This window comes from Micromonospora foliorum (assembly GCF_022229015.1).
In the GTDB taxonomy this organism is placed as follows: Bacteria; Actinomycetota; Actinomycetes; order Mycobacteriales; family Micromonosporaceae; genus Micromonospora; species Micromonospora foliorum.
Genome location: NZ_JAKKFF010000193.1, coordinates 1 through 11,414 on the forward strand (window position 1 = coordinate 1; position 11,414 = coordinate 11,414).

Sequence of the window (11,414 nt, forward strand, 5' to 3'; positions counted from 1 at the left end):
CGCGGTCGGCCAGGTCGGCGCGGTCGGCCAGGTCGGCGCGGTCGGCCAGGTCGGTGCGGGCGGGTCGGCGCGGGCGGGCGTCAGAGGTGGTCGTCGAAGGTGGCGATGTCGCCGCGCGTCGCGTCGGTGGAGATGCGCTTCTTGGCGTCCGGGTCGCCGTAGAGCGACCAGCGCAGGAACTCGACCGACGTGTCCGAGACGACCCGAAGTGTCGCGCCGTCGCCGAGCAGCGCCCGCCCGTGGTCGCCCTTGGGCAGGCTCAGCATCGCCTTCGGCCAGGGCACCTTGTCGTACGCGGCCCTGCCCGCCGCGTACTCGACCACCTCGTCCAGCTCACCGTGCACGAACAACTGCGGGGCGGCCGCGCCGGCGAAGGCGGTGCCCACGCCGAGCGCCGTGCCCGCGAACACCACGCCCGCGTCCAGCCGCTCGTCCCGGCTCGCGGTGAACAGGCCGATGGTGGTCACCCCGCCCGCCGAGTGCCCGGCCGCGGCCACCCGCTCGCCGTCCAGCCGGCCGCGCAACGCGTCGCCGGCCCTGCCGTCCAACGCCAACACCTGATCCAACGCGTACGACACGTCGGCGGGCTGGTTGAGCACGTCGAGCACGTTGTTGTCGGCGCCCCGGGAGGTGTGCGGGAACGTCGGCGCGGCCACCACGAAACCCGCCGCCGCCCAACGGGTCAGCAGCGTCGCGTAGTCGTCCGGCCGCCCACCCAGGCCGTGACTGAACATCACCACCGGGAACCGGCCCTCCGCCGCCGTCGCCGACCGCTTGGCCGCCCCGCCGGACTGCCCGGCCGCCGGGTACCAGAGCGTCGTCGGCAGCGCGCGGCCGTCCCGGTTCAGCTTCAGCTGGCGTACGCCGACCGCGAAGGCACGCTGGGGTGCCTTTCCGGCCGGAACCTGCGGTGTTGGCGTGGCGGCGGGCGGTGGTTCGACGGGCGCCTGCTGGCCCTCGGTCTTCCTGGGGTCCGCCGAGCAGCCGACCAGACCGGCCATGAGCACGGCGCTGGCCAGCAGGGCGGGGGTGACGCGACGTGGCATGACTCCGATTGTGCCCTGCCCCGCTGACGTGCCCGGCGGACTTCGACGCGGTGTGCCCGTCGACTCACCTAGCGCTGCGCGGCGGCGCGACCGCCGGCGCCGCCGCCACCGGGCCGTATCAGGCCGCGGCCCGTTCGGCGAGCGGCCGTCGCCGTCGTGCGGTGTCGGTCAGTGCGCGCAGGGGGAAGGCGGCATTCGGGTTGTACCGGTTCGTTCCGGGCGGGACGATCTCGTCGATCCGGTCGAGGGTCGCGTCGTCCAGGGTGAGCGTGGCGCCCTTGAGCAGGTCCTCCAGTTGCGGCATGGTTCGCGGTCCGATGATCGCCGAGGTGACGGCCGGATGGGCCACGGTGAAGGCGATGGCGAGCTGCGGGAGCGTGCAGCCGATGCTCGCCGCGAGGTCGACGAGCTGTTCCACGACGTCGAGCTTGGCGGCGTTCTCGGCGATCGTGGGGTCGAACTGCGCCGGCCGGAGCATGGCCCGCCCGGTCGACAGGTCGATGGGCTGGTCCCTGCGGTACCTGCCGCTGAGGAACCCGAACGCGAGCGGGCTCCAGACCAGCACTCCCATGCCGTAGCGCTGGCAGACCGGGAGGGTCGACGCCTCGACCCCGCGGGCCAGGATCGAGTACGGCGGCTGCTCGGTGCGCAGGCGTCCGAGGCCACGACGCTCGGACACCTGGTGCGCCTCGACGATCTCCTCGGCCGGGAAGGTCGAGCAGCCGAAGGCGCGGATCTTCCCGTCGCGGACGAGGTCGGTGAGCACCGAGAGGGTCTCCTCGATGTCGGTCGAGGGGTCGGGACGGTGGATCTGGTAGAGGTCGATCCAGTCGGTGTTCAACCGTCGGAGGCTGCCCTCGACGGCCTTGAGGATCCACCGCCGCGAGTTGCCACCCTGGTTGGGGCCCTCGCCCATCGGGAAGTGCACCTTGGTGGCCAGCACGACGTCGTCCCGGCGCCCCCGCAGCGCCTTGCCCACGATCTCCTCGGACTCACCCCGGCCGTACATGTCGGCGGTGTCGACGACGTTGATGCCCTGGTCGAGGGCGGTGTGGATGATGCGGACGCAGTCGTCGTGGTCGGGGTTGCCGACGGCACCGAACATCATGGTCCCGAGGCAGTGGGTGCTCACCTCGATGCCGGTGCCGCCGAGGGTGCGATAGCGCATGTCGATGCTCCTTGCTGATTCAGTGACGATCACCGCGCACCCTAGGAGCTAGAGTCGGCTCTAGGTCAACCCTCGTTATCCTGCTCGGCATGGCTGAGGTCACCGCGACTTTGAGCATCGGTCAGGTCGCCGAACGCACCGGCTTGAGCGTGCACGCGCTCCGCTTCTACGAGCAGCAGGGCGTCTTCGTCAGCCCGGTACGCCGGGGGCCTGGCGGGCGGCGCAGCTACACCGAGGACGACGTGGACTGGCTGGGCGTCTGCATCATCCTTCGCGCCTCCGGCATGCCGCTTCCCGCGCTCCGCCGCTACGCCGACCTCGTTCGGGAAGGCGCCGGCAACGAGGAGGAACGACTCGCGCTGCTGCGCGAGCACCACGGGCAGGTCACCACCCAGCTCGACCGGCTCACCCAGTGCCTGGACCTGATCACCTTCAAGGTCGGGGTGTACGAGGATCTGCTCGACCAGGACCGGCGTGCAGCCGGGCCAGGTCGTCGGCGTCCTTCGGTCGGCGGGGACGTTCCGGCATCCGGACCGGGTACATCTGCCTGAACTCGATCTGGGCCGCCACCGAGATCATCGGCACGGTGAGCGGGCCGATCCGGTCGGGCGGGGCGACCAGAATCCCGGCGGGCAGCGGGTGCGTCGGCCGGGTCAGTGGGCCGGGCGGAACTCGTAACGGGTCAGCGTGGGGGAGAGGGCGTCGGCGGGAAGGCGGGCACCGGCGGCCCGGTCGCCGTAGAGGGTCCAGCGCAGGAAGCCGGTGGTGGTGGCGAGGACCGGGGCGAAACCCGGGTGGCCCGGCGTGAGGTACCCGCCGTGGTCCTGGCCGAGCAGGCTGAGGAACGCGGCCGGCCCGGGGGTACGCGCGTACGCGGCCCGGCCGACCGTCACCGGCACCACCGGGTCGGCCGTGCCGTGCACGAAGAGCACCGGCGCGGCCGGCCCGGCGAAGCTGCCCGGCAACCCGCCGCCGGCGATCACGATCCCGGCGCGCAGCCGGGCCGGGTGGCCCTCGCTGAACATGCCGGTGGTGGTGAAGCCGCCCGCCGAGTGCCCGGCGGCGGCGACCGAGGTCAGGTCGAGGTGCCCGGCGAGGGGATCGGTGCGGTTCCGGTCGAGGTCGCCCAGGTACCGGATCAGTCGCCAGGCGTCGGCCGGCTGGTGGCGTACGTCGGCCCGGGTGAAGTGCGCGGCACCCTGTCGGGTGTGCGGGTACGCGGGCGCGGCCACCACGAAACCGGCCGCCGCCCAGCGGGTGGTCAGGCCGGCGTGCAGCTCGGGCAGGCTGCCCAACCCGTGGCTGTAGACCACCACCGGGAACCGCCCGGCCGCCACCTGACCGGTCGACGCCGGATACCAGATCGTCACCGGCAGGGGGCGCGCCGAGCGCGGATCGAGGGTGAGCGTACGCACGCCGACGGCGTACGACCCCTCGGGCGCCCGACGCGCCGACACCGGCCTGGTGGCCCCGCCGGCCACGGCCGTGGCTGGCGCACAACCGGCCAGCAGTGCTGTCACCAGTACGGCCACCAGCCGGCCCGCCCCCATCGTTCCACGGTAGGTGCCCGGGCGGGCGTGGCGGCCCGGCCGTCCGGCTCGGGTGCTGCCGCCACCCGGTCGGGTCACCTCCGCCGGCCGGGTCCACCCCTGGGATGCCGTGGGCCGGGGACGGTGCCGCGTGACCAGCTTCGCTAGGGTCACCGACATGCCTGAGAACTACACGGACCCCAGCGGCAACACCGAGGCGTTCCTCGCCTTCAACCAGACGCCGGAGGCCGCGGCGCCGACGGAGGCCCCGTCCCGCCTGCCGCTCATCATCGGTGCGGCAGTGGTCGTCGTGGTGCTGGTGGCACTCGTCGCCTGGCTGGCGACCGGCTGATCGAGTCGCCTGGCTGGCGGCTGGCTGAACGGATCTGACGACTCGCGCGCACCCTCGGGCCTCCCGGGGGTGCGCGCGCCGCAGTGGCGTCAGGCCGCCGCGACCACGTCCCGGGTCTGCCGGGCGATCTCCCGCTCCTCGTCGGTGCGGATGACGCAGACGCTCACCTCGGCGCCATCGGGCGAGATCACCCGGTCGCCCTCGCCGTCGTTGCGGGCGTCGTCCACGGTGATGCCGAGCCGGCCCAGGCGGGCCAGCGCGGCAGCCCGCACCGGCGCGGCGTGCTCGCCGACCCCGGCGGTGAAGGTGATCGCGTCGACCCGGCCGAGCAGCGCGTAGTACGCCCCGACGTACTCGGTGATGCGCCGGCAGTACACGCCGAAGGCCAGCGCCGCCGCCCGGTCACCCGCGGCTCGGCGTTCGAGCACCTCGCGCATGTCGTTGACGCCGGTCAGCCCGAGCAGGCCACTGCGGTGGTTGAGCAGGTCGTCGATGTCGTCCACCGACAGCCCGGCCTCCCGGCGCAGGTGGAAGATGACGGTCGGGTCCACGTCGCCGCTGCGGGTGCCCATCACCAGCCCCTGCAACGGGGACATGCCCATCGAGGTGGCGACGCTGCGACCGTTCGCCACCGCGCAGGCGCTGGCCCCGTTGCCCAGGTGCAGGGTGATCGTGTTGACCTGCTCGTACGGGCGGCCCAGCAGCTCGGCGGTGCGCCGGGACACGTACGCGTGCGAGGTGCCGTGGAAACCGTACCGGCGGATGTCGTACCGCTCGGCGGTGTCCCGGTCGATCGCGTACGTCGCGGCGGCCTCCGGCAGGGTGTGGTGGAACGCCGTGTCGAAGACGGCGACCTGCGGGACGTCCGGCAGCGCCGCGCGGGCCACCTCGATGCCGGCCAGGTTGGCCGGGTTGTGCAGCGGGGCGAGCGGCACCAGATCCTTGATCGCGGCCAGCACCGCGTCGTCGACAAGCACCGGCGCGCTGAACGTCCGGCCACCGTGCACCACCCGGTGCCCGACCGCCGTCAGCCCGGTCAGGTCCAGCCCGTCCAGGATCTGCCGGACCGCGTCGGCGTGGTCCGCCGGGCCGCCACCGGGCTCACCGATCCGCTCGACGGTGCCGTGGTCGAGCGCACGGTCACCGTCGTAGCGGCGCCACTTCACCGACGACGACCCGCAGTTGAGCACCAGCACCCGACTCACGACGCCTCCTCGGTGGCCGCCTGGATGGCGGTGATCGCCACCGTGTTGACGATGTCCGGCACCAGCGCGCCCCGGGACAGGTCGTTGACCGGTCGGCGGAGGCCCTGCATGACCGGGCCGACGGCCACCGCCCCGGCGGAGCGCTGCACCGCCTTGTACGTGTTGTTGCCGGTGTTCAGGTCCGGAAAGATGAAGACGGTGGCGTGCCCGGCGACCGGGCTTCCCGGCAGCTTCGTTGCCGCCACCGCCGGGTCGATCGCCGCGTCGTACTGAATCGGTCCCTCGACCAGCAGGTCGGGCCGGCGCTCCCGGACCAGCGCGGTGGCCGCGGCGACCTTCTCCACGTCCGCGCCGGCACCGGAGCTGCCGGTGGAGTACGACAGCATGGCCACCCGGGGTTCGATGCCGAACCGGGCGGCGGTGTCAGCCGACGAGATCGCGATGTCGGCGAGCTGGGCCGCGTCCGGGTCGCGGTTGACCGCGCAGTCGCCGTAGACCAGCACCCGGTCGGCGAGCAGCATGAAGAAGACGCTGGAGGCCACCGAGACGTCCGGCAGGGTACGGATGATCTCGAACGCCGGCCGGATGGTCGCGGCGGTGGTGTGCGTCGCGCCGGAGACCATGCCGTCGGCGCGGCCGGTGGCCACCATCAGGGTGCCGAAGTAGTTCGGCTGCGCCACGATGTCGTGCGCCAACTCGGCGGTGACGCCACGGTGGGCGCGCAGCCGGGCGTACTCGGCGGCGAAGTCGTTGCGCCACCCGCTGGTGCCCGGGTCGACCACGTGCGCGTCGCCGAGGTCGATGCCCAGCTCCCGGGTGCGCCGGGCGATGTCGTCCGGCCGGCCCAGCACCGTCAGCTCGGCCACACCACGGCGCAGCAGGATCTCCGCCGCGCGCAGGATCCGCTCGTCGGTGCCCTCCGGCAGCACGAGGTGCCGGGGCTTCGAGCGGGCCCGGTCGATCAGCTCGTTCTCGAACATCAGTGGGGTGACCCGCGCCGACCGGCTGACCCGCAGCCGACGAGCCAGGTCGTCGGTGTCCACGCAGCGTTCGAACGCGCCGAGCGCGGCCTCCACCTTGCGGGGATTGGCCGCGCTGGGCCGGCCCTCGATGCGACTGGACGCGGCCACCGTGTCGTAGCTGTCGCTGCGTACGGAGAGCACCGCCAGCCCGGTGTTGAGCCCCTCCACCAGCCGCATGACCCTGGGGTCGGGCTGCTCGCCGAGGGTGAGCACCAGACCGGCCACCGACACCTGCCCGGCCACGTGCGCGGCGCTCGCGGCGACGAGCAGGTCGGCCCGGTCCCCGGGGGTGATCACCAGGGCGCCCTCGGTCAGGTGACCCAGCAGGGTCGGCACATGCGCCGCGCCGACCACGAAGTCCAGCACGTCGCGACCGAGCGCGGCGTCGTCCCCGGCCAGCAGGGTGGCGCCGAGCGCCGCCGCCACCTCCGCCACCGTCGGCGCCGACACGCTCGGCACCTCCGGGATGGCGTACGCGGGGACCGGCAGGTCGGGCAGCGTCATCGGCCCGGGCACCCGGTTGGCGATCACCGCGAGCACGGTCGCGCCCAGGTCGGCCAGATCGTGGTACGCCCCGCGCACGGCCGACGCGACCGCCGCCGGCTCCTGCCCGAAGCCGTCCACCACGGGCACCACCACGCTGCCGAACTCGGTGGCCAGCCGGGCGTTGAAGGCCAGCTCCCGGGGGCGGGCCGGATCGCCCGGGTCGTCGAAGTCGCTGCCCACCACGACCACCGCCGGGCACTGCCGCTCCACCGCCCGGTAGCGCTCGACGATGGCGGAGATCAGCTCCTCCCGTCGGCCGTCGGCAACCAGCGCCGCAGCCTCGGCGTAGCTCGCCCCGGCCAGCTCGGCCAGCGGCACCTCGACCCGGTACCGCTCGCTGAGCAGGGCGAGGATCGGGTCCTGGCCGCTGTCGGCCACCAGCGGCCGGAACACGCCGATGCGCCCGACCTGGCGGGACAGCAACTCCGCCAACCCGAGGGCGATCGTCGACTTGCCCCCACCGGACCCCACGCTGGTGAGGTAGACACTCCGAGCCACGTTCCCACCCCCTGCTCGTTGATCAAGAAGTTTGCGTCAGCTCCGGCCCCCATCGTGACCGAAACTTCTTGATCACCGGGTACGGAACGGGTTAGGCGTCTTCGTCGTCGGGGTCGTCCAGGCGGGCCAGGTAGGTTGCCAGGCGCTCGATGGGGGTTTCGAAGTCGGGGTTGAGGTCCACGAAGTCGCGCAGGCGCTCGCCCAGCCACTCCAGGGTCACCTGCTCTTCGCCCCGGCGCTCGACCAGCTCCTCGATGCCGCGGTCGGTGAAGTACATGGGTACGTCCTCGTGCTCGGCCCGGGTCGGACCGGGCGGGTTGGTGGGTGGTGGACCGGCGGGGACCTACGAGAGCCGGGGCAGGACCGTGGTGAAACGGTTCTGCCCCGGCTCCGCGCTCAGGTCAGGTCACGGGCGGGGGAGAGCCGCCTCGATCAGCGCGTTCTGCTCGACCTCGTGGGTCTTGGCCGAGCCGACCGCCGGGGCGGCCGCGGCCGGGCGGGAGATCCGCCGCAGCCGCACGTCCGTGAGGTGCTCCAGCAGGTTGAGCGCGACGAACGACCAGCCACCCTGGTTGGCCGGCTCCTCCTGCACCCAGGCGAAGTCCTCCGCGTTCGGGAACTGCGCGAGGGCGGCCCGGATCTCCTCCACCGGCAGCGGGTACAGCTGCTCCAGCCGGAGGATCGCGGTGTCGGTGACGCCGCGCTCCTGCCGGGCCTGGAACAGGTCGTAGTAGACCTTGCCGGAGCAGAGCAGCACCCGCTTCACCGCCTCCGGTGCCGGGGCGGCCGTGTCGCGCAGCACCGGCTGGAAGGTGCCGGTGGTGAAGTCCTCCACCGACGAGACGCAGAGCTTGTGCCGCAGCAGCGACTTCGGCGTGAACACCACAAGCGGCTTGCGCTTGGGCGAAAGGGCCTGGCGGCGCAGCAGGTGGAAGTAGTTCGCCGGGGTGGTCGGGATGGACACCCGCATGTTGTCCTCGGCGCACATCTGCAGGAACCGCTCCGGCCGGCCGGAGGTGTGGTCCGGGCCCTGACCCTCGTGGCCGTGCGGCAGCAGCAGGGTGATGGCGGAGCGCTGGCCCCACTTCACCTCACCGGACGAGATGAACTCGTCGATCACCGACTGGGCGCCGTTGACGAAGTCGCCGAACTGGGCCTCCCAGGCGACGAGGGCGTTGATGTTCTCCACCGAGTAGCCGTACTCGAAGCCCATCGCCGCGTACTCGCTGAGCAGCGAGTCGTGCACGAAGAACCGGGAGCGCTCGCCGTCGCTGGTGAGCGACTTCAGCGGCAGGTAGTCGTCGCCGGTGCGGGAGTCGACCACCGAGGCGTGCCGCTGGACGAAGGTGCCGCGACGAGAGTCCTGTCCGGCGAGCCGGACGGTGACCCCGTCGTGCAGCAGCGCCCCGAGCGCGATGATCTCGCCGAAGCCCCAGTCGATGTTGCCCTCGACGGACATCTTGGCCCGCCGGTCCAGCAGTTGCTGGATCCGCTTGTGCGGGGTGAAGCCCTCCGGCAGGTTGATGTGCGCCTCGCCGATGGCCTTGACCACGGACGCGTCGGTGGCGGTGTCGACCTGCGGCTCCGGCTCCTCCTCGCGGCGCGGCCGGTTGAGCTGGCGCGGTGCCGAGGCGGCGTCCCGGGTGGCCTTGAAGACCTTCTCCAGCTGCGCCTGGTAGTCGCGCAGCAGCTCCTCCGCGTCTTCCACGGTGATGTCGCCGCGACCGATCAGCTCCTCGGTGTAGAGCTTGCGGACCGAGCGCTTCGAGTCAATGATCTTGTACATCTGGGGGTTGGACATCGACGGGTCGTCGCCCTCGTTGTGCCCGCGCCGGCGGTAGCAGACCATGTCGATCACGACGTCCTTGTTGAACGTCTGCCGGTATTCGAACGCCAGCCGGGCCACCCGGACCACGGCCTCCGGGTCGTCGCCGTTCACGTGGAAGATCGGTGCCTGGATCATCCGGGCCACGTCGGTGCTGTAGAGGCTGGACCGGCTGTATTCCGGGGCGGTGGTGAAACCGACCTGGTTGTTGACCACCACGTGCACGGTGCCGCCGGTGCGGTAGCCGCGCAGCTGCGACAGGTTGAGCGTCTCGGCGACCACGCCCTGCCCGGCGAAGGCGGCGTCACCGTGCACCGCCAGCGGCAGCACGGTGTAGCCCTCCAGCTTGAGGTCGATCCGGTCCTGCTTGGCCCGGACGATGCCCTCCAGCACCGGGTCGACGGCCTCCAGGTGCGACGGGTTGGCCACCACCGACACCTTGACCGCGTGCTCGCCGTCCGGAGTGGTGAACTTGCCGTTCTGACCCAGGTGGTACTTCACGTCGCCGGAGCCCTGCGTCGAGCGCGGGTCCAGGTGGCCCTCGAACTCCGAGAAGATCTTCTCGTACGGCTTGCCGACGATGTTGGCCAGCACGTTGAGGCGACCCCGGTGGGCCATGCCGATGACGACCTCGTCCAGCCCGTTCTCGGCGGAGGACTCCAGCACCTCACCGAGCAGCGGGATCAGCGACTCGCCGCCCTCCAGCGAGAAGCGCTTCTGGCCGACGTACTTCGTCTGGAGGAAGGTCTCGAACGCCTCGGCCGCGTTGAGCCGGTTGAGCACGTGCTTCTGCTCGTCGGCGGACGGCTTCTCGTACTTGCGCTCGATCCGTTCCTGGACCCAGCGCCGCTCCTCCGGGTCCTGGATGTGCATGTACTCGATGCCGACCCGGCGGCAGTACGAGTCGCGCAGCACGCCGAGGATCTCGCGCAGCTTCATCCGCTGCCGGCCGGCGAAGCCGTTGACCGGGAACTCGCGGTCCAGGTCCCACAGGGTGAGCCCGTGCTGGAGGACGTCCAGGTCGGGGTGCTTGCGGATCTTGAATTCCAGCGGGTCGGTGTCGGCCATCAGGTGACCGCGCACCCGGTACGCGTGGATCAGCTCGTGCACCCGGGCGGTCTTGTTGATCTGACCTTCGGAGTTGACCGCGACGTCGCGCATCCAGCGCACCGGCTCGTACGGGATGCGCAGCGCGGTGAAGATCTGGTCGTAGAAGCCGTGCTCGCCCAGGATCAGCTCGTGCATCACCTTGAGGAACTCGCCGGACTGCGCGCCCTGGATGATCCGGTGGTCGTACGTGCTGGTCAGCGTGATGATCTTGCTGACCGCCAGCGCGGCCAGGGTGGCCTCGGACATCCCCTGGTACGGGGCCGGGTACTCCATCGCGCCGACGCCGATGATCGCGCTCTGCCCCTGCATGAGCCGCGGCATCGAGTGCACGGTGCCGATGCCGCCCGGGTTGGTCAGCGAGATCGTGGTGCCGGAGTAGTCCTCCATGGTCAGCTCGTTGCGCCGCGCCCGTCGGACCACGTCCTCGTACGCCTGCCAGAACTGCCGGAAGTCCATCTGCTCGCAGCCCTTGATGGAGGGGACCACCAGGTTGCGGGTGCCGTCCGGCTTGGCCAAGTCGATCGCGATGCCGAGGTTGACGTGTGCCGGGCGGACCACCGCCGGCTTGCCGTTGGCCTCGGCGAAGGAGTTGTTCATCTCGGGGTGCTGGACCAGCGCGCGCACCATCGCGTAGCCGACCAGGTGGGTGAAGCTGACCTTGCCGCCCCGCCCACGGGCGAGGTGGTTGTTGATCACGATGCGGTTGTCCACCAGCAGCTTGGCCGGGACCGCGCGCACGCTGGTCGCGGTGGGCACGCTCAGTGAGGCGTCCATGTTCTGGACGATCTTCGCCGCGACGCCCCGCAACGGCGTGGTCTGCGGGCCGTCGGCGCTCGGCGCGGCGGCCTTGGCTGCCGGCTTGGCCGGGGCGGCCTTCTCCGGCGTGGCCTTGAGGGCGGCCGGAGCGGCGGGCTTGGCCGGCGCGGGCTGGGCGGCGGCCGGCTTGCTCGCGGTCGTCGGGTTGGCCGGGGCGCTCGGCTGGGCGCCCGTGGCCTCTGCCCCCCCCTCGCCGGCCTGCCCGGGAGCGACGGCCGGCCGGTCCGCCAGCTCGTCGCCGCGCGGCGTGCCCCCACCCCGCTCCCTGCGGTGGGCCCCCGCACGACGGTTGCGCGC

The 11,414-nt window shown here is 72.1% G+C and carries 9 protein-coding genes; 2 read left to right on the forward strand and 7 right to left on the reverse strand.

Going from position 1 to position 11,414, the window contains the following annotated elements; translation table 11 throughout:
- Window positions 1–80 precede the first annotated feature (80 nt).
- Together PSH25_RS15500 and PSH25_RS15505 are read right to left on the reverse strand one after the other, a co-directional pair.
- Window positions 81–1,046 (reverse strand): alpha/beta hydrolase family protein, encoded by a 966-nt coding sequence (locus PSH25_RS15500; RefSeq protein WP_238659760.1) that lies wholly within the window; start codon window positions 1,044–1,046, stop codon window positions 81–83.
- A gap of 118 nt (window positions 1,047–1,164) precedes the next feature.
- Entirely contained in the window at window positions 1,165–2,214 is a 1,050-nt protein-coding gene (locus tag PSH25_RS15505; protein ID WP_238659761.1) for an aldo/keto reductase, read from the reverse strand.
- Window positions 2,215–2,303: 89 nt separating this feature from the next.
- Between PSH25_RS15505 and PSH25_RS15510 the strand changes: the two genes are divergently transcribed.
- Window positions 2,304–2,765 carry a MerR family transcriptional regulator gene (locus PSH25_RS15510; RefSeq protein ID WP_238659762.1) on the forward strand — a complete coding sequence of 154 codons (462 nt, stop codon included), beginning with the start codon at window positions 2,304–2,306 and terminating at the stop codon, window positions 2,763–2,765.
- A gap of 102 nt (window positions 2,766–2,867) precedes the next feature.
- On the opposite strand, the gene PSH25_RS15515 is transcribed toward PSH25_RS15510, so the two are convergent.
- On the reverse strand, window positions 2,868–3,764 hold the full coding sequence (locus PSH25_RS15515; protein ID WP_238659763.1) for an alpha/beta hydrolase family protein: 897 nt from the start codon (window positions 3,762–3,764) through the stop codon (window positions 2,868–2,870).
- 157 nt (window positions 3,765–3,921) lie between these two features.
- On the opposite strand from PSH25_RS15515, the gene PSH25_RS15520 reads away from it, so the two are divergent.
- The gene (locus PSH25_RS15520; RefSeq protein WP_238659764.1) at window positions 3,922–4,095 is read left to right on the forward strand and encodes a hypothetical protein; all 174 of its coding nucleotides are present in this window, start codon (window positions 3,922–3,924) and stop codon (window positions 4,093–4,095) included.
- 89 nt (window positions 4,096–4,184) lie between these two features.
- Here the strand turns inward: PSH25_RS15520 and PSH25_RS15525 are convergent, their stop codons facing one another.
- The 4 genes from PSH25_RS15525 to PSH25_RS15540 all read right to left on the reverse strand — a co-directional run.
- Window positions 4,185–5,300, reverse strand: coding sequence for an acetate/propionate family kinase (locus tag PSH25_RS15525; protein ID WP_238659765.1), 1,116 nt, complete (start codon window positions 5,298–5,300; stop codon window positions 4,185–4,187).
- Entirely contained in the window at window positions 5,297–7,366 is a 2,070-nt protein-coding gene (pta, locus tag PSH25_RS15530) for a phosphate acetyltransferase (RefSeq protein WP_238659766.1), read from the reverse strand. The genes PSH25_RS15525 and pta overlap by 4 nt, the downstream gene beginning before the upstream one ends.
- A gap of 91 nt (window positions 7,367–7,457) precedes the next feature.
- A complete protein-coding gene (locus PSH25_RS15535; RefSeq protein WP_030490374.1) occupies window positions 7,458–7,643 on the reverse strand; it encodes a DUF6104 family protein in 186 nt (61 codons plus the stop codon).
- Between the two features lie 129 nt (window positions 7,644–7,772).
- A partial coding sequence (locus PSH25_RS15540) for a multifunctional oxoglutarate decarboxylase/oxoglutarate dehydrogenase thiamine pyrophosphate-binding subunit/dihydrolipoyllysine-residue succinyltransferase subunit (protein ID WP_238659767.1) occupies window positions 7,773–11,414 on the reverse strand: 3,642 nt, incomplete at its 5' end.